Origin of the sequence: Amycolatopsis sp. NBC_00438, assembly GCF_036026695.1 — a bacterium.
Lineage (GTDB): Bacteria > Actinomycetota > Actinomycetes > Mycobacteriales > Pseudonocardiaceae > Amycolatopsis.
On record NZ_CP107923.1, the window covers coordinates 301,055 to 317,677 of the forward strand.

General features: G+C 71.3%; 19 protein-coding genes. 7 read left to right on the forward strand and 12 right to left on the reverse strand.

What is annotated here, in order from left to right; genetic code table 11:
* Positions 1-8: 8 nt before the first annotated feature.
* Positions 9-1,058 (forward strand): nitronate monooxygenase, encoded by a 1,050-nt coding sequence (locus OG494_RS01315; protein ID WP_328451084.1) that lies wholly within the window; start codon positions 9-11, stop codon positions 1,056-1,058.
* Here OG494_RS01315 and OG494_RS01320 read toward each other — a convergent pair.
* The 3 genes from OG494_RS01320 to OG494_RS01330 all read right to left on the reverse strand — a co-directional run bounded on the left by OG494_RS01320 (position 1,055) and on the right by OG494_RS01330 (position 4,765).
* Positions 1,055-2,515, reverse strand: a complete 1,461-nt coding sequence (locus tag OG494_RS01320; RefSeq protein WP_328451086.1) for an amino acid permease — start codon at positions 2,513-2,515, stop codon at positions 1,055-1,057. The two genes, OG494_RS01315 and OG494_RS01320, sit on opposite strands and share 4 nt — an antisense overlap.
* An 87-nt stretch (positions 2,516-2,602) precedes the next feature.
* On the reverse strand, positions 2,603-3,649 hold the full coding sequence (locus tag OG494_RS01325; protein ID WP_328451088.1) for an alpha/beta fold hydrolase: 1,047 nt from the start codon (positions 3,647-3,649) through the stop codon (positions 2,603-2,605).
* Positions 3,650-3,799: 150 nt separating this feature from the next.
* Entirely contained in the window at positions 3,800-4,765 is a 966-nt protein-coding gene (locus OG494_RS01330; RefSeq protein ID WP_328451090.1) for a quinone oxidoreductase family protein, read from the reverse strand.
* Positions 4,766-4,824: 59 nt separating this feature from the next.
* On the opposite strand from OG494_RS01330, the gene OG494_RS01335 reads away from it, so the two are divergent.
* From OG494_RS01335 to OG494_RS01350, 4 genes are all read left to right on the forward strand, one after another.
* On the forward strand, positions 4,825-5,028 hold the full coding sequence (locus OG494_RS01335) for a hypothetical protein (protein WP_328451092.1): 204 nt from the start codon (positions 4,825-4,827) through the stop codon (positions 5,026-5,028).
* A gap of 11 nt (positions 5,029-5,039) precedes the next feature.
* A complete protein-coding gene (locus OG494_RS01340; RefSeq protein ID WP_328451094.1) occupies positions 5,040-5,507 on the forward strand; it encodes a ribonuclease domain-containing protein in 468 nt (155 codons plus the stop codon).
* Entirely contained in the window at positions 5,504-5,872 is a 369-nt protein-coding gene (locus tag OG494_RS01345; RefSeq protein ID WP_328451096.1) for a barstar family protein, read from the forward strand. Before OG494_RS01340 ends, OG494_RS01345 begins: the two co-directional genes overlap by 4 nt.
* A gap of 67 nt (positions 5,873-5,939) precedes the next feature.
* Complete coding sequence (locus tag OG494_RS01350; RefSeq protein ID WP_328451098.1) at positions 5,940-6,761, forward strand: alpha/beta fold hydrolase; 822 nt, start codon at positions 5,940-5,942, stop codon at positions 6,759-6,761.
* A gap of 52 nt (positions 6,762-6,813) precedes the next feature.
* On the opposite strand, the gene OG494_RS01355 is transcribed toward OG494_RS01350, so the two are convergent.
* Complete coding sequence (locus OG494_RS01355; RefSeq protein ID WP_328451100.1) at positions 6,814-7,587, reverse strand: enoyl-CoA hydratase family protein; 774 nt, start codon at positions 7,585-7,587, stop codon at positions 6,814-6,816.
* Between the two features lie 101 nt (positions 7,588-7,688).
* Here OG494_RS01355 and OG494_RS01360 point away from each other — a divergent pair, with 101 nt between their 5' ends.
* Together OG494_RS01360 and OG494_RS01365 are read left to right on the forward strand one after the other, a co-directional pair.
* On the forward strand, positions 7,689-8,264 hold the full coding sequence (locus tag OG494_RS01360) for an ArsR/SmtB family transcription factor (protein WP_328451102.1): 576 nt from the start codon (positions 7,689-7,691) through the stop codon (positions 8,262-8,264).
* An 88-nt stretch (positions 8,265-8,352) separates the two neighbouring features.
* Positions 8,353-9,633 carry an alpha/beta hydrolase family protein gene (locus tag OG494_RS01365; protein ID WP_328451104.1) on the forward strand — a complete coding sequence of 427 codons (1,281 nt, stop codon included), beginning with the start codon at positions 8,353-8,355 and terminating at the stop codon, positions 9,631-9,633.
* A 1-nt stretch (position 9,634) separates the two neighbouring features.
* Here the strand turns inward: OG494_RS01365 and OG494_RS01370 are convergent, their stop codons facing one another.
* The 8 genes from OG494_RS01370 to OG494_RS01405 all read right to left on the reverse strand — a co-directional run bounded on the left by OG494_RS01370 (position 9,635) and on the right by OG494_RS01405 (position 16,558).
* Entirely contained in the window at positions 9,635-10,090 is a 456-nt protein-coding gene (locus OG494_RS01370; RefSeq protein ID WP_328451106.1) for a DUF3291 domain-containing protein, read from the reverse strand.
* A gap of 164 nt (positions 10,091-10,254) precedes the next feature.
* On the reverse strand, positions 10,255-10,884 hold the full coding sequence (locus OG494_RS01375; protein ID WP_328451108.1) for a cyclase: 630 nt from the start codon (positions 10,882-10,884) through the stop codon (positions 10,255-10,257).
* Positions 10,885-11,076: 192 nt separating this feature from the next.
* Positions 11,077-11,820, reverse strand: a complete 744-nt coding sequence (locus OG494_RS01380) for a sirohydrochlorin chelatase (RefSeq protein WP_328451110.1) — start codon at positions 11,818-11,820, stop codon at positions 11,077-11,079.
* Entirely contained in the window at positions 11,817-13,079 is a 1,263-nt protein-coding gene (locus OG494_RS01385) for a sulfate adenylyltransferase subunit 1 (RefSeq protein ID WP_328451112.1), read from the reverse strand. The genes OG494_RS01380 and OG494_RS01385 overlap by 4 nt, the downstream gene beginning before the upstream one ends.
* Positions 13,079-13,999: a sulfate adenylyltransferase subunit CysD gene (cysD, locus tag OG494_RS01390; protein WP_328451114.1), complete on the reverse strand. Its 921-nt coding sequence runs from the start codon at positions 13,997-13,999 to the stop codon at positions 13,079-13,081. The genes OG494_RS01385 and cysD overlap by 1 nt, the downstream gene beginning before the upstream one ends.
* A gap of 20 nt (positions 14,000-14,019) precedes the next feature.
* Complete coding sequence (locus OG494_RS01395) at positions 14,020-14,715, reverse strand: phosphoadenylyl-sulfate reductase (RefSeq protein WP_328451116.1); 696 nt, start codon at positions 14,713-14,715, stop codon at positions 14,020-14,022.
* Positions 14,712-14,867, reverse strand: coding sequence for an Insertion element protein (locus OG494_RS01400; protein ID WP_328451118.1), 156 nt, complete (start codon positions 14,865-14,867; stop codon positions 14,712-14,714). Before OG494_RS01400 ends, OG494_RS01395 begins: the two co-directional genes overlap by 4 nt.
* A complete protein-coding gene (locus OG494_RS01405; RefSeq protein ID WP_328451120.1) occupies positions 14,864-16,558 on the reverse strand; it encodes a nitrite/sulfite reductase in 1,695 nt (564 codons plus the stop codon). The genes OG494_RS01400 and OG494_RS01405 overlap by 4 nt, the downstream gene beginning before the upstream one ends.
* Positions 16,559-16,623 lie beyond the last annotated feature (65 nt).

The following is a 16,623-nucleotide window of genomic DNA, read 5'->3' on the forward strand; positions in this document are numbered from 1 at the left end:
TCGGAGACATGTTCGACGAGCTGACGTTCCCGGTGATCGCCGCGCCGATGGCCGGCGGCCCGACCACCCCGGAGCTGGTCGCGGCGGTGTCCGAGGCCGGGGCCTTCGGGTTCCTGGCCGCCGGCATGCTCACGCCCGCGGCCCTGGCGGCGCAGATCGACCGGACCGCCGAGCTGACCGCCCGGCCGTTCGGCGTCAACCTCTTCGTGCCGCAGCCGGACACCGGCGCCGACCTCACGGCCTACCGCGAGCGGCTGCTCGCCGTCGCCCGCGAATACGACGTCGAGCTGGGCGAAGCGAAGTGGGACGACGACGCGTATCCAGCGAAGCTGGACGTCGTGCTCGAGAAGCGCGTCCCGGTGGTGACGTTCACCTTCGGGTCGCCTTCGCCCTCGGACGTCGTCCGGCTGCACGAGGCCGGCAGCAAGGTGCTCGTCACCGTCACCACGCCGGAGGCCGCCGCGCGCGCGGCGGATCTCGGCGCCGACGCGCTGGTCCTGCAGGGGTTCGAGGCGGGCGGGCACCGCTCGCTGTTCACCGACGACGCCGACCTGCCCGGCGGCGGCGCCGAGTACGGCGCCCTCGCGCTGCTGCGGCTCGCCGCCGCCCGCGTGGACGTGCCGCTCGTCGCGGCCGGGGGCCTGGTGCACGGCGGTGACGTCGCGGCCGTGCTCGCCGCCGGCGCCGAAGCCGCCCAGCTGGGCACGGTCTTCCTGCGCGCGGACGAGGCAGGCACCTCCGAGGCGCACCGCAAGGCCCTGGTCGTCGCCGACCGCGAGACGGCGTTTACCCGCGCCTTCAGCGGCCGCCCCGCGCGCGGGCTGGTCAACCGGTTCATGGACGAGCTGTCCGCGGGCGCACCCGCCGCGTACCCGCAGATCAACCGCATGGCCGGGCCGGTGCGCAAGGCGTCGGCGAAAGCCGGTGACCCGGAGGCGATCTCGCTGTGGGCCGGCCAGACCTACCCGCTCGCCTACGACGCTTCGGCCGCCGTGATCGTCGAACGGCTGAAGGTCGAGGCGCGCGAAGCCGCCGCACGCCTCGACCGGATCCGCTAGTCCGTCTTCTCCACCTCGGCATCGGAGCGGTTCAGCACCGAGTGCCGCTTGCTGTAGAGGAAGTAGATGACCATGCCGATCAGGAACCAGACGGCGAACCGCAGCCAGGTCGCCGGCTGCAGGAACGTGATCAGCCAGATCGAGAACACGATGCCGACCGCGGGCACCACCGGCATGCCCGGCGTCCTGAACGTGCGCTTGAGGTCCGGCCGCTTGTAGTGCAGCACGATCACCGCGACGCAGACGACGACGAACGCGAGCAGGATGCCGATGTTCGTCAGCTCGGCGGCCTCGCCGATCGGCAGCACCCCGGCGATGACCGCGGCCGCGCCGCCGAGGATCCAGGTCATCCGGCTGGGCACCTGGCGCACCGCGTGCGTCTTGCCGAACCACGGCGGCAGCAGCCCGTCGCGGCTCATCGAGTAGCCGACGCGGGTGGCGCCCATCAGGAACGTGAACAGCACGGTGAGGATGCCGACGATGGCGCCGATCGCGATGACCGTGGCCAGCCCGTTCAGGCCGACCGACTTGAACGCCGTCGAGAAGCCGCTCTTCGGGTCGATCTCGGTGTACTTCTGCATGCCGGTCAGCACCAGGCAGGCCAGCACGTAGAGCACCATCGAGATGCCCAGCGAGTAGAGGATCGCCTTCGGCATGTGCCGCTGCGCGTCCTTCGACTCCTCGGCCGCGGTGGACATGGCGTCGTAACCGAAGACGGCGAAGAACACCGTCGCGGCGCCGGTGACCGCGCCGCCGAAGCCGGCCGGGGCGAAGGGCGTGTAGTTGCCGGTCTTGATGTAGAAGAAACCGACCAGCACCACGACGATCACGATCAGGACCTTGATCCCGACCATCACCGTCTCGAACCGGGCGGCGCTGCGGATGCCGCGGTTGAGCAGGTACGCGATCAGCAGGCACAGCAGCGCGGCGAACAGGTCGACCTTGTGCCCGGGGCCGGTGCCGGGCGCGCCCAGCATCCACGCGGGGAGATCGAGCCCGAGCTGGCCGAGCAGGAAGCTGAAGTAACCGGAGATGCCGATGGCCACCACCGCCACGATCGCGGTGTACTCCAGCAGCAGGTCCCAGCCGATGAACCAGCCGACGACCTCCCCGAGCACCGCGTAGCCGTAGGTGTAGGCCGAGCCGGCCTTCGGGATCAGGCCGGCGAACTCGGCGTAGGAGAACGCGGCCGCGGCGCTCGCGACGCCGGCGATGAGGAACGAGATCAGCACGGCCGGCCCGACGCCGGGGATGCCCGCCGCGTCGTCGCCGTGCGCGACACTGCCGGCGAGGGCGAAGATCCCGGCGCCGATGATGCCGCCGATGCCGATGGCCGTCAGCTGCCACAGGCCCAGGGTGCGTTTCAGGCCACCGGCTTCCGAAGTGTCGGGGATCTGGTCGATCGGCTTGCGCCGGAAGATGCCGGAGCTGCTGCCCAGGCCTCCTGGAGCGGACATCATCGTCTCCCGAACGTCGGTGAACGGCCCGGATCACGGACCCAGCGGGAACCTACCGGCAACCCCGCCGGGCTACCGCGCGAGCGTTCAGCCCGCCACGGTGTCCTCGCTCACGCCGTCGGCGGCCCTCGCCGCGGCGCGCTTCGCCTGGGTGGTCCGGACCGCGCTCGCGGCGAAGTAGGTGAGCAGCTCGGCGATCTCCGCCGGGTCGTCCAGCTGCGGGCAGTGGCCCCAGTCCTCGCGGACCAGCAGCCTGCTGTGCGGCACCAGCGTGTGCAGCTGACGTCCGGACGCGGCGGTGACGAGCTTGTCCTTGCCGCACGCGACGACCAGCAGCGGCACCGTGACGGAGTCGAGCCGGTAGGCGTCGGCCAGCTCGGCGACGAGCTGCCGGGCCTGCTCCAGGCGGCTCTTGGTCGCGCGGTAGTCGGGGAAGAGCGCGGTGAAGCGCTGCACCTGGGCGATGTCGGCCGCGTGCGCGTCGGCGTAGAGGAACCGCGGGACGAGCTGCTCGGCCACCTTGCGGACCAGGAAACCCGGCACCGGGACCGGCAGCGACGAGTACAGCCGCAGCGGCAGCGGGTAGCGCGCCATCGTGCGGATCAGCCACGAGTCCACAAAGCCCGGTGCGGCGATCGAGACGACGCCCGAGAGCGGGAGCCGGCTGTTCTGGGCGGCACGCAGGCTCATGGTGCCGCCGAGGGAGTTCCCGGCCAGCACGACCGAGCCGAGCACGGCCTGCTCGCGGACGACGGCGGTGGTGAACGCGTCGAGCTGCGGCAGCATCGGCCCGGGCCGCAACGGCTGGGCGTCCCCGAACCCGGGGAGGTCGACGGCGATGGCCGGGACGCCGGCGGCGGCGAGCTGCTCCAGGGCGGGGCGCCAGGTGTCGGCGCTGTCGCAGTAACCGTGCAGGAGCACCAGCCTCGGCGCGGTCGGCCGGACGTGCGGCACCGCGGATCGTCGGCGCGAGCGGCGCGGGGCGGACTGTTCCGGGTCCTGGACGGGGTCACCGACCTCGAGGACGCGGGTGCGGACTCCGGCGTAGCGCCGGAAGGAGACCCGGACGGGATCCGGGTCGCTGCTGGGCCGGCCGCCCGGTACAGCCGGAGCGGGCCGCTTCGTCGCGGTCATGACTACAGATTAGCTGGCCACAGTGGAGTTCCGGTGGAACTTCGGTGCTAACGACCAGATCTCGATAAGAGTCCGTTGACAATTCACGAACTAGCCGGTACAAGCGGTGACCTGAGCGGGTTCCGGGCGCATCCGCCCAGGTCACGGCGGTCAGCGAGTGAAGACGATCTTCCCGGCGGTGTCTCCGTCGAGCATCGCCTGGAACCCCTTGGCCGCGTCCGCGAACGGAAGTTCCGCGCCGATCTGCGGTCGCACGCCGGTCAGGTCGAGGTACGCGAGCAGATCGGCGAGCTCGTCACGGGTGCCCATGGTCGAGCCGGAGACGCGCAGCTGCAGGAAGAAGACGCGCTGCAGCTCCGCGTTCGCGTCGGGGCCGCTGGTCGAACCGGAGACCACGATGATCCCGCCCGGCTTGAGCGACTTCACCGAGTGCGACCAGGTCGCCTTGCCGACCGTCTCGAACACCGCGTCGACGCGCTCGGGCAGCCGCGCGCCGGACTCGAACGCCTGGTGCGCGCCGAGACTCGTGGCCAGCGCGCGCTTCTCCTCGGTGCGGCCGGTGACCCAGACCCGGAACCCGGCCGCGCGGCCGAGCTGCACCAGAGCCGTCGAGACGCCGCCGGACGCGCCCTGCACCAGCATCGTCTGCCCGGGCCGCAGCCCGGACTTCACGAACAGCATCCGGTAGGCGGTCAGCCAGGCCGTGCCCATGGTGGCGGCTTCGGCGAAGTTCAGGCCGGCCGGCTTCGGGACGACGTTGCGCGCCGGCACGACGACCTGGTCGGCGAAGGTGCCCTGGTGCTTCTCGGTGATGAGCGTGCGCTTCGGGTCGAGGGTGTCGTCACCCTGCCAGCCCGGCGCGTTGATCACCGAGTGGACGACGACCTCGGAGCCGTCGTCGAGGGTGCCGGCGCCGTCGCAGCCGAGGATCATCGGGAACTGGTCCGGCTTGATCCCGACGCCGCGCAGCGTCCAGAGGTCGTGCATGTTGAGGCTGGCCGCCTTGACGTGCACGCGGACCCAGCCGTCGGGCACTTCGGGTTCGGGGCGCTCGCCGACGACGAGCGAGTCCAAGGGGCTTTCGGCGTTGGGTTCCTGCGCGTAGACGGCGAACATGCTTCGGAACCTACCGCCCCTGAAGCGCGACGGCACGAGAGCGCGCGTAGGCTCACACCGTGTTCAACGGGCTTGCCGACTGGTGGGACGGGGTCGAGCTGTGGCTCGCCCAGGCGTGGTTCCCGGTCCAGTTCGTGCTGGTGATGGTGGTGGTCGTGCCGCTGTGCCTGGCCGCCGCCTGGGTCCTCGACAAGGTCGTCGGCCTCTTCGCCAGACGACTCACCCCGGGGCGTGACGACGACCGCTCCGACCGCTCGGCATAGGCTCGCGCACCATGTTCAACCGAAGGCGGATCACCGCCGCGCTGATCGGGCTCCTCGTGCTGGTGCTGGGGGGCTGGCTGGTCAAGGACAACCTCGGCGGCTCGTCGAACCCCTCGACGGCACCGACCACGAGCAGCACCGGTTCCGCCGCGCCCGCCCAGGGTGGCTCGGCGGTGCCGGGCGCCGACTCGGGCCTGCCGGTCAAGGCGTTGTCCACGCTGCCGGCGCAGGCCGCCGACACCTGGAAGCTGATCCGGGCGGGCGGCCCGTACCCCTATCCCCGCAACGACGACGTCGTGTTCGAGAACCGGGAGAAGCGCCTGCCCAGCAAGCAATCCGGCTACTACCGCGAATACACCGTGAAGACGCCGGGCAGCGCCGACCGCGGCGCGCGGCGGCTGATCTCCGGCCGGGCGCACGAGCTGTTCTACACCGGCGACCACTACTCGTCGTTCGTCGTCGTGGACCCGGCCCGATGAGCGCCGGGGAGCAGGCGAAGGCCGCCGCGGAAGACGCCTTCGGGCGCGGCGCGTACCCGCACCTGGTGAACTCGCAGCCGACCGTGGACAAGGCCAGCACGCTGAGCGCGTTCGCCGAAGCACTGTCCTTTCCGGATTACTTCGGTCACAACCTCGACGCGCTCTACGACTGCCTGACCGACCTGTCGTGGCTGCCGCCGGGCGAGCACGTGCTCATCTGGCCGGGCTCGGAAGGCTTGCGCAAGGCCGAACCCAAGACCTACCTGGCCATCCGCAGCGTGCTCTCGGACGCGCAGCGCGCGCTCGGGCCGAGCGGCCCGAGCGCCGGCTCGTGGCGGCTCACGGTCGTGCTGCCGGACGCCTGACAGCGCCCGACCGTGCCTGTCAGCGCGGTGACAGCGTCGTACCAGGGCCGGCTGCGAATACTTGCGCGTGACCGAATATCGCTCGATCGACTCGCTCGACGGCACCGCGATCAGCTACGCCCATCGCGGTGCCGGGCCGGGGCTCGTGATCGTCCCCGGCAACAACCGGATGGCGCACAACTACGACCGGCTGGCCGGCGAACTCGCCGATCGGTTCGCCGTCTCGGTGATCGACCGCCGGGGGCGCGGGGCCAGCGGTCCGCAGGGCCCGGACTACGCCCTCGAGCGTGAGATCGAGGATCTTCGTGCTGTCCAGCAGGCCGAAGACGCGCACCTCGTCTTCGGCCACAGCTACGGCGGCCTGGTGGCCCTGCAGTCGGCGCGCGCGGACCGGTCCCTCGACCGGCTGGTGGTGTACGAGCCGGCGGTGTCGTTGAACGGCTCGTTCGACCTGTCGTTCCTGCCCGGCTTCGAGCGGCTGCTCGCGGCCGGCCGGCGAACCAGGGCCATGGCCCTGTTCCTGCACCGGACGCGCCTGACTCCGCTGCCCGGCTCGACCCCGAGAGTCGTGTTCCTCGCGCTCGCCGCTCTCCTGGTGGGTGGCAGGAGCGGCGTCGAGATGCGGGATCTCATGCCCACGACGCCACCGGAGCTGACCGAGGTCGCGCGGTACGACTCCGATGGCGCGACGTACGCCGAGGTCATGGCGAGGACACTGCTGCTCGGCGGCACCAGGACCCCGGCCTATCTCCTCGGGGTGCTCGAGCCGCTGAGCCGCGTGATCCCGCGAGCGCGGGTCGAGCTGCTCGACGGGGCGGATCACAACGCTCCCGACGAGAGCGCTCCGCGGGCGGTGGCGGAGCACCTCGGCGCGTTCCTCGCCGGGTGACGGCTCGCGCGGCCGGCGTTCGGTGCGGTGGCCGCACCGAACGCCGCACCGGCTAGTCCTGCGGGACCCAGTTCGGCTTGCGCTTCTGGGCGAAGGCCAGGATGCCCTCCTGGCCTTCCTCGCTCGCGAAGAACTTCGCCGACAGGCCGAGCATGTCCTCGAAACCGTCCGACGGCGTCGCCGGGCGGGGCCGGCTCAGCAGGGCCTTTGTCGCGGCCAGCGCGTTCGGGCCGCCCTGGGCCAGCGCCTTGACGAACCGGGCGACCTCGCCGTCCAGCTCGCCGGCCGGGACGGCGGAGTTGAGCAGGCCGATCTCGACCGCGCGGCGCGCGTCGAACGTGTCCCCGGTGAGGAACAGCTCGTGCGCGGCGCGCGCGTTGAGGCGGGGGAGCACGGTCAGCGAGATGACCGCCGGGACGACGCCGATGCGCACCTCGGAAAAGGCGAACGTCGCCTCCGGCACCGCCACCGCGATGTCGCACGCGGCGACCATGCCGATGCCGCCGGCCCGGGCGGGCCCGGCCAGCCGCGCGACGACCGGCTTCGGGCTGCCCCACAGCTGCTCGAGGATCTTCGGGAACTCGTTGACGCCCTGGTCGCCCGCGCCGGCGCCGCGGGCCTCCTTCAGGTCCATCCCCGCGCAGAACACCGGCCCGGTGTGGGTCAGCACGATCACGCGCACGGCGTCGTCCTCGGCGGCTTTCGCGAGGGAATCCGACAGCTCGCGGCGCAGCTGCGCCGACAGCGCGTTGCGGTTGTGCGGGGAGTCCAAGGTGATCGTGGCGGTGCCGCCCACCACGTCGTAGTGCACCAGTTCGTCAGCCATGACCGACACCTTTACACACCCCGGGCCACGCGGCCGCTGTGACGCCGGGCACTTGCACGAAAATACGTGCACGAAAACTCGTGTAAGGCTACGGTGGCGGTATGCCCGAACCGCGGACCGCCGATCTCAAGGCGTTGAAGGCCCTCGCGAACCCGCTGCGCCAGCGGATCCTCGAACTGCTCACGGCCGGCGGCCCGGCGACGTCGACGACACTCGCCCAGCAGCTCGGCGTCACCAGCGGCGGCACGAGCTACAACCTGCGCGTGCTGGCGGAAAACGGCTTCGTGGCCGAGATCCCGGAGCGGGCGCGCGGCCGGGAACGCTGGTGGCGCGCGGTCGAGCACGACGTCCGCCTGCCGCCGCCCGGCGACCAGGACGACCCGGCGAAGGCCGCGATCGGCGAGCTGCACCGGCTCTGGCTCGCCGGGGACACCGACCTGTACGAACGCTTCGAGCGGGAACGGCCCCGGCTGGGCGAATGGGCCGACGCCGTGCCGTACTCCCGCGGCGCCATCCGCGTCAACCTCGAGGAGCTCGCCGACTTCTTCGAGGCCTACCTCGCGCTCCTGCGGCGCTACCAGCGCCCGGACGGCGAAACCCCGCCCGACGCGCGCCGGGTCGAGACGCGGCTGCTCGCGTTCCCCGCGCCGGCCGAGAAGGAGGCCGGCCTGGACTGAGGAGGAAAGGCCCTGGGTGCCGAGCGGCCACTCGGCACCCAGGAAACGGAAAACCACTCACGATCTCCCGAAGCAAGGAGAACACTTCATGCTGCCCTGGGGCAAATCGCGGCTCGCCGCCGCGATCCTCGTGCTGGGCGCGGTCACGCCGGGAACGGCGTCCGCCCAGCCACCGAACGACCTCACCTTCACCGGCGCCGGCGGGATCCCGTTGCACGCCACGGTGTTCCGCCCGGCCGGCCCGCCGAAGTCCGCGATCGTCCTGCAGGGCGGCTCGGACTGGCAGGTGCGCGACGACCTGCGCGTGCAGGCCGAGATGTTCACCCGCCTCGGCGTCACCACCCTGGTCTACGACCGCCGCACGGTCGGGTACTCGAAGACCAGCCGCGACTACGGCGTGCTGGCCGACGACCTCATCGCGGCCGTCGGCGCGCTGCGCACCCAGCCGGGGGTCGACCCGGCGGACGTCGGCGTCTGGGGCGTCAGCGAAGGCGGCTGGGTCGCGCCGCTGGCCGCCACGCGTTCGCCGGCCGTCTCGTACGTGATCACCGAGGGCTCGGCCGGGATGGGCGGCGGCCGCCAGACGTCGTGGTACTGGGGCAACGTGCTGCGGCACCAAGGGATCTCGGGTTCGCTGCTGTGGACGCTGCCGGTGCAGGGCACCCGCTTCGCCGTCGGCGCCGGGCTGTTCCCCGAGGCGTACTACGACCCGGTGCCGGTGCTCGAACGGCTGAAGCAGCCGATGCTGGCGTTGTGGGGCGACTTCGACGTCAGTCACGCGCCGGTGGAGAGTTCGCGGATCTTCGCCGACGCCCTGCGCGCGAACCCGGACCACACCATCCGGTTCGTCGCCGACGGCGGTCCCGACCTCTACGCGACCACCGACGCCGGGTTCGACCGGCTGCCGCGCGTCGTGCCCGGCTACCCTGCGGCCGTCGCGGCGTGGCTGGCCGATCGGCGCGGCGTGCACGTCGAGACGCCGTCGTTCACCCAGCGGCCGACCGAGCCGCTCGTTCCCCTGGCGTGGTGGGAATCGGTGTGGGCGCAGGGAATCGTGCTGCTCGTGCTGCTCGTCGGGTTCGTGGTCGCGCTGGTCCGCCGGGCTCGCTGGCTGGGCGGTCTCGGCCTGGTGACCGTCGCCGGGTTCCTCGCCCTGCTCGGCTGGGCGCAGGCGTCGGGGATGAAGGACTTCGGGCCGGTGCTGCTCGGCCGCCCGCTGCCGTGGCTGGCCCTGCAGGCCTTGGCCGTCGCGACGGTGGTGGCGTTCGGCTTCACGGTGGCGAAACCGGCCGGCCGCCGGGTGCTCCCGGTGGCCGCCGGTGTCGCTTTCCTGCCGTGGGCCCTCTACTGGGGGCTGCTGCTGCCCTGACTCAGGCCGGGCAGAGCCAGTCCGGGTCGCCTTCGCGGACCTCGACGACGGCCGCGTCCGGAGCGGGGAAGTGCTGCTTCATCGTGAACGCCTCGGGCGTCGGCCCGTGGACGCGCAGGTGCTTGATCTTCTCTTCGGCGTCGGCGGGTGTCGGCCGGTAGCCGGCCGGCACCCACCACAGCGCGGTCATCACGTCCTTGACGTGGTGAAACCACTCGCGGCGGCGCTTGAGGATCGCCAGGTGGCCGGGGGAATACGTGAAGGCGGCCAAGGTCTCCACCGACGTCCAGGAGGACATGTTGATCAGGAGACCGGACGTGCCGCGCACGTCCCATTCGAAGGCGCGGATCGAGATCGCGTTGTCGTCCTCGGTCTGCAGCCGCCAGACGAATCCCGGTGCGGCGTCGGCGAGGGCGTTGACGGGCTCGAGCGCGTCGACGAAATCCTTGTCAAGCAAGCACTGCGGCGCGAAGCGCCTCCGTTGAGGGCGGTGGTGGGGGCAAGGGAGGAGGGTCGTCGATCGGTGCTTTCATGCGGGCGATGTTGACTTCTGCGAGTTCGTACCCCATGAGGCCACCCTACGGACGGTTCGCCGTCCGCAGGGTGGCCTTTCACGCGGTGTCAGCCGATGGTCGTCGTCGTGAAGACCGGGCTGGGGTTGGGGAAGCAGGCGGTGGGCGCGGTGATGTCGCCGATGAAGGTGCCAGCCACCGCCTTGAAGGTCAGGCCGGGGTCGCTGTAGCTGGTGCCGGACAGCTTCGTCTCGATGGTGCCGGACGTGCCCGCGGTCAGGTGCGCGGTGATGGTCGGCAGTTCGAAGGTGGCGCCGCCGGCGATCGGGCCGGGGAAGCTCAGGGTCGCGACGCCGCCGGAGACGGCGATCGCCGGTGCGGTGGAACCGAGGCCGGAGCCGCCGGCGAGGTCGGCGCCGACGTAGGTGGAGTTGGCCGGGATCGGGAACTTCAGCGCGAAGGTGTTGATGTTCTTCACGGTGTTCCCGGCGACCTCGCCGGGCACCTCGTTCGGTGCCGGGTCGATGACGACGTCGAAGGCGGCGCCGGGCGCGACGGTGGCGGGCGCGGTGACGTCGGCGTCCTGGTTCAGCGAGACCTGCTGCGGCCCGATGATCGGGGCGTCGGCCTGGCAGTCGAAGGCGATGGTGGTGGCGGCTTGGGCCGGGGCGGCGAGGGCCAGCGGGAGAGCCGCGGCCGCGGTCAGAGCAGCCAGCCGGGAAAAGTGAAGCGCTTTCATCTGTATCCACCTACCTGCGGTTTTGGAGGGAGGAACGAGAGCTGCGCAGCGCTTAGATAGTTACCGGCAAGTTAACTAGGGCGTCAAGGATTTACCGTTCCCAGGCACGGTGGGTAACAAAAATGTGAATAAGACTCGCCTTTTGGCGGTGGTGATCTTCGCGGATGATCGTTCCGGCGCACTCAGCGTGGTCTAGACGCGCGCTCCGGCGCGCAGCAGCTCGGTGACGGCGGTGGCGTACCGGCCGATCACGACGTCCGCGACGCGCGGGTCGTCCGCCAGCGGTGCGGCGAGGAACGCGCCCGGGTCCGCCTCCCGGGCCAAACGGGCGATCCGGTCCGGCAGCAGGCCCGGCGCCAGGAACCACGACGCCACGATCAAGTGCTTCACGCCCCGGTCCCGCAGTCGGGCGGCGGCCGCCGGGATGTCCGGCTGGGTCGCGCTCGCGAACGCCTCGCTCACCGGGAGCCCGAGTCGAGACTCCCAGCGCGCGGCCAAACCGGTCACGACCGCGTTCGCCGAGGCGTTGGACGAGCCGACCGCGCTCAGCAGCACACCCGTCCCACGCCGTCGCGGAGCCGCCGAAAGCCGATCGAGGGCGACCGCCTCCAATGCCGGATCCGCGCCGAGGACGTCCGACACCTGGACGCGGAAGCCGGGGCACTCGGCGGTCACCGACGACACCAGTGCCGGCAGGTCGACGCGGGCGTGGAACGCGCTGCCCAGCAGCAACGGCACCACGACCGCCGTCCGGTGCCCGGCCGCGTACAGCTCCCGCAGGACATCGGTGACCCGTGGCTCCGACAGGTCCAAAAAGGACTCGTGCACCGGCAGCTCCGGCGCCCGCGCGCGCACGACGTCGACCAGGGCCCGCACGGTCGACGCCGAGCGGGAGTCGCGGCTGCCGTGCGCGACGGCGACCAGGGGCGGGGTCACGAGAACCGCTCACCCACCAGACCGGCGGCCAGGGTGTCGCCGTCCTTCGGGTCGATCACCAGGAACGCGCCGGTGCGCGGGCTGACGCCGTAGTCGTCGACGCTCAGCTCCTCGGCCAGCGTCAACGTGACCAGGCCGATGTCGTTCAGCTCCAGCGAAGCCGGCCCGGCCACGCTGGCCAGCTTCTGCTCGTCGAACCGCGCGTGCAGCTCGCCGACCAGCGCCTGGACCGTGCGCGCGCCGTGCTTGACCAGCACCCGCGCGCCCGGCTTGAGCGGCTTCGACGACAGCCAGCACAGCGTGCCGGTGATCTCGTCGGTCACCTCCGGCGGCGAGTCCGCGGCCGCGATCAGGTCGCCGCGGGAGATGTCGATGTCGTCGGCCAGCAGCAGCGTCACCGACGTCCCGGAGCCGGCCTCGTCGAGCGGGCCGTCGGCGGTGTCGATCCGCTCGACACGGCTGCGAATGCCTTGCGGCAGCACGACGATCTCGTCACCCGGACGCACCGTGCCCGCGGCGATCTGGCCGGCGTACCCGCGGTAGTCCGGGTACTCGGGCGTGCGCGGGCGGATGACGTACTGCACCGGGAACCGCAGCGCCGAGTCGTGCGGGTCGGGCGCGACCGGCACCTCTTCCAGGTGCTCCAGCAGGCTCGGGCCGGAGTACCACGGCGTCCGGTCCGACCGCGACGCGACGTTGTCGCCCTCCAGCGCCGACACCGGGACCGCGAGCACCGAACCCCGGGTGTAGCCCAGGGATTCGGCGTGCGTGGCGAACTCCTCGGCGATCACCGTGAACGTCGCTTCGTCGTAGCCGACGAGGTCGATCTTGTTCACCGCGAGCACCAGCTGCGGCACGCCGAGCAGCGCGAGCACGGCCGCGTGCCGCCGGGTCTGCTCGATGACGCCCTTGCGCGCGTCGACCAGCAGCACGGCCAGCTGCGCGGTCGACGCGCCGGTCACCGTGTTGCGCGTGTACTGCACGTGCCCCGGGGTGTCGGCCAGCACGAACGACCGCTTCGGTGTCGCGAAGTAGCGGTAGGCGACGTCGATGGTGATGCCCTGCTCGCGTTCCGAGCGCAGGCCGTCGACGAGCAGGGACAGGTCCGGTGTGGACAGTCCCTTGTCGACGGACGCGCGGGTGACGGCGTCCAGCTGGTCGGCCAGCACGGACTTCGTGTCGTAGAGCAGGCGCCCGACGAGCGTGGACTTGCCGTCGTCGACGCTGCCCGCCGTCGCGAGCCGCAATAGGCTGGACATCAGAAGTACCCCTCACGCTTGCGGTCTTCCATGGCCGCCTCGGACATCCGGTCGTCGGCGCGGGTGGCGCCGCGCTCGGTGAGCCGCGAGGCGGACACCTCGGCGATGACCTCGTCGACGGTGCTCGCGGTGGACTCGATCGCGCCGGTGCACGAGCCGTCGCCGACGGTCCGGTAGCGCACGGTCCGCTCGGTGACCTCTTCGCCCGGCCGCGGGCCGCCCCACGGGCCTTCGGCGAGCCACATGCCGTCGCGCAGGTACACCTCGCGCTGGTGCGCGTAGTAGATCGACGGCAGCTCGACCTTCTCGCGGGCGATGTAGTTCCAGACGTCCGCCTCGGTCCAGTTGGACAGCGGGAAGACGCGGACCTGCTCACCCGGGCGGTGCCGGCCGTTGTACAGGTTCCACAGCTCGGGCCGCTGGCGGCGCGGCTCCCACTGGCCGAAGGCGTTGCGGAGACTGAAGATCCGCTCCTTGGCCCGGGCGCGCTCCTCGTCCCGGCGGCCGCCGCCGAACACGGCGTCGAACTTGTTCTCCGAGATCGTGTCGAGCAACGGCGTGGTCTGCAACGGGTTCCGCATGCCGTCGGCGCGCTCTTCCAGGCGCCCGTCGTCGATCCAGTCCTGGACCTTCGCGACGACCAGGCGCAGCCCGTGCTGCTCGACGACGCGGTCGCGGAACTCGATGACCTCGTCGAAGTTGTGGCCGGTGTCGACGTGCAGCAGCGGGAACGGCACCGGCGCCGGCCAGAACGCCTTGATCGCCAGGTGCAGCAGCAGCGTCGAGTCCTTGCCGCCGGAGAACAGGATCACCGGGCGGTCGAACTCGCCGGCCACCTCCCGGAAGATGTGGATCGCTTCGGATTCCAGGGCGGCCAGGTTGTCCTGTGCTGCGTCGGCCGCGGGTTCCAGTGTCGTCATGCGTCCCTCGGTGGTTGACATCAGCCGTGCAGTCCGCACTCGGTCTTGCTCTGCCCCGCCCAGCGACCGCTGCGGGCGTCCTGGCCCGGCTCGACCCTGGCCGTGCAGGGCGCGCAGCCGATCGAGAGGTAGCCGATCGACACCAGCGGGTTCTCGAGGATCCCGTGCTCGGCGATGTAGCCGTTGAACTCCTCGTCGGTCCACGCCGCGATCGGGTTGATCTTCACCAGGCCGTTGCGGTCGTCCCAGGTGACGATCGGGGTGTTCGCGCGGGTCGGCGCGTCGACCCGCCGGACGCCGGTGATCCACGCCGAGTACCGGCCCAGGGTCTTGCGCAGCGGCACGACCTTGCGCAGGTTGCAGCACAGCGTCGGGTCCCGGTCGTGCAGCTTCTCGCCGTATTCGGCGTCCTGCTCGGCGACGCTCTGCTCGGCCTGCGCGTTGACGATGCGCACGTTCGGGTAGACGGCCTGCACCGCGTCGCGCGTGCCGATCGTCTCGGCGAAGTGGTACCCGGTCTCCAGGAACAGAACGTCCACATCGGACTTCGCCTTGGTGGCGAGGTCGATCAGCACGGCGTCCTGCATGTTGGACGCGACGATGAAGTCGTCGCCGAACGTCTCGACGGTCCAGCGGATCGCCTCGTCCGCGGTCGCGTCCGCGAGCTCCTTCGAAGCGCGTTCGGCGAGGGTCTTGTAGTCGGCTGTGGCGGTCATCGGGACACCTCCGGAAGGGACAGTCCGAGGAACTTCACCGAGAAAACCCGGCGACAGGCGGAACACAGCCAGCTGCCGTTCTCTTCCGGGCGCAGGTCCTCGTCGCCGCAGTACGGGCAGTAGTACGGCGCCGCTCGTTCAGTGCTCGTCACTGCAGGACGCTCTCTTCGGCACGCGCGGCCCACTGCGGGAACCGCTCGCCGGGCTCACGTCCGGCGATGTAGGCGCGCACGACGCGTTCGACGTACGCGGTCAGCTCCGACGCGGTCACCTTGTGGCCACGCAGCTTCCGCCCGAACCCGGCGTCGAGGCCGAGGCCGCCGCCGAGGTGCACCTGGAAGCCCTCGACCTGGTTGCCGTCGGCGTCGGTGACGATCTGGCCCTTGAGGCCGATGTCCGCGGTCTGGATCCGCGCGCAGGAGTTGGGGCAGCCGTTGAGGTGCACGCTGACCGGGGTGTCCAGCTGGGCCTGGATGTCGGCGAGCGACTTCTCCAGGTCGGCGACCAGCTGCTGCGCCCGTGCCTTCGTCTCGACGATGGCGAGCTTGCAGAACTCGAGCCCGGTGCAGGCCATCACCCCGCGCCGCCACGGCGACGGGTTGCTGTCGAGGCCCAGCTCGGCCAGCTCCGCCTGCAGCGCGGGCACCTGCGCCTCGGGGACGTCGAGCACGACGAGCTTCTGCTGCGGGGTGAGGCGCACCCGGTGCGACCCGGCCCGCTCGGCCGCCTCGGCGACGGCGACGAGCGTGCCGCCGGAGACGCGTCCGGCGATCGGCGCCGCGCCGACGTAGAACTTGCCGTCGACCTGCGGGTGCACGCCGACGTGGTCGATCGGGGCGGCGGGGGTCTCCGGCGCCGGGCCGTCGATCAGCTCGCGCTTGAGGTACTCCTCCTGCAGCACCTGGCGGAACTTCTCGGCGCCCCAGTCCTTGACCAGGAACTTGATCCGGGCGCGGGCCCGCAGCCGCCGGTAGCCGTAGTCGCGGAAGATCGAGATGACGCCTTCCCAGACGTCCGGGACCTCGTCGCGCGGGATCCAGGCACCCAGGCGCCGGCCGATCATCGGGTTGGTGGACAGGCCGCCGCCGACCCAGAGGTCGAAGCCGGGGCCGTGCTCGGGGTGGTTGACGCCGACGAACGCGATGTCGTGGATCTCGTGCGCGACGTCGGACTGGCCGGAGATGGCGGTCTTGAACTTGCGCGGCAGGTTCGAGTACGCCGGGTCGCCGATGTAGCGGCGCTTGATCTCGTCGATCGCCGGCGTGCCGTCGATCACCTCGTCGGCGGCGATGCCCGCGACCGGCGAGCCGAGGATGACGCGCGGGCTGTCGCCGCAGGCCTCCATCGTGGTCATGCCGGACTTCTCGAGCTTGTCCCAGATCGTCGGGACGTCCTCGATCCGGATCCAGTGGTACTGGATGTTCTGCCGGTCGGTGATGTCGGCGGTGTCGCGCGCGTGGGTCTGGGAGATCTCGCCGAGCACGGTGAGCTGCTCGGTGGTCAGCGCGCCGCCGTCGAGCCGGACGCGCAGCATGAAGTAGCGGTCGTCCAGCTCTTCCGGCTCCAGCGTCGCGGTGCGGCCGCCGTCGATGCCGGGCTTGCGCTGGGTGTAGAGGCCGAACCAGCGGAACCGGCCGCGCAGGTCGCCGTGGTCGATGGCGTCGAACCCGCGGTGCGCGTAGATGTTCTCGATCCGCGCCCGCACGTTCAGCGGGTTGTCGTCCTTCTTGGACCGCTCGTTCGGGTTCAGCGGCTCCCGGTAACCGAGTGCCCACTGCCCTTCGCCGCGCTTCTGCTTGGCGCGCGCGGGGCGGGCGGGGGTATCACGCGTGGGCGAGGCCATGGGGGCGTCCTCCGAGAGGCTTTTCGTGGCACCGGAGGACGCGAAGACACATTCCCTCCGACGCC

Coding starts and splice junctions, on each gene's coding strand:
- OG494_RS01315 (WP_328451084.1), top strand. CDS start 9: ATGTTCGACGAGCTGACGTTCCCGGTGATCGCCGCGCCGATGGCCGGC.
- OG494_RS01320 (WP_328451086.1), bottom strand. CDS start 2,515: ATGTCCGCTCCAGGAGGCCTGGGCAGCAGCTCCGGCATCTTCCGGCGC.
- OG494_RS01325 (WP_328451088.1), bottom strand. CDS start 3,649: ATGACCGCGACGAAGCGGCCCGCTCCGGCTGTACCGGGCGGCCGGCCC.
- OG494_RS01330 (WP_328451090.1), bottom strand. CDS start 4,765: ATGTTCGCCGTCTACGCGCAGGAACCCAACGCCGAAAGCCCCTTGGAC.
- OG494_RS01340 (WP_328451094.1), top strand. CDS start 5,040: ATGTTCAACCGAAGGCGGATCACCGCCGCGCTGATCGGGCTCCTCGTG.
- OG494_RS01345 (WP_328451096.1), top strand. CDS start 5,504: ATGAGCGCCGGGGAGCAGGCGAAGGCCGCCGCGGAAGACGCCTTCGGG.
- OG494_RS01355 (WP_328451100.1), bottom strand. CDS start 7,587: ATGGCTGACGAACTGGTGCACTACGACGTGGTGGGCGGCACCGCCACG.
- OG494_RS01360 (WP_328451102.1), top strand. CDS start 7,689: ATGCCCGAACCGCGGACCGCCGATCTCAAGGCGTTGAAGGCCCTCGCG.
- OG494_RS01365 (WP_328451104.1), top strand. CDS start 8,353: ATGCTGCCCTGGGGCAAATCGCGGCTCGCCGCCGCGATCCTCGTGCTG.
- OG494_RS01375 (WP_328451108.1), bottom strand. CDS start 10,884: ATGAAAGCGCTTCACTTTTCCCGGCTGGCTGCTCTGACCGCGGCCGCG.
- OG494_RS01385 (WP_328451112.1), bottom strand. CDS start 13,079: ATGTCCAGCCTATTGCGGCTCGCGACGGCGGGCAGCGTCGACGACGGC.
- cysD (WP_328451114.1), bottom strand. CDS start 13,999: ATGACGACACTGGAACCCGCGGCCGACGCAGCACAGGACAACCTGGCC.
- OG494_RS01395 (WP_328451116.1), bottom strand. CDS start 14,715: ATGACCGCCACAGCCGACTACAAGACCCTCGCCGAACGCGCTTCGAAG.
- OG494_RS01405 (WP_328451120.1), bottom strand. CDS start 16,558: ATGGCCTCGCCCACGCGTGATACCCCCGCCCGCCCCGCGCGCGCCAAG.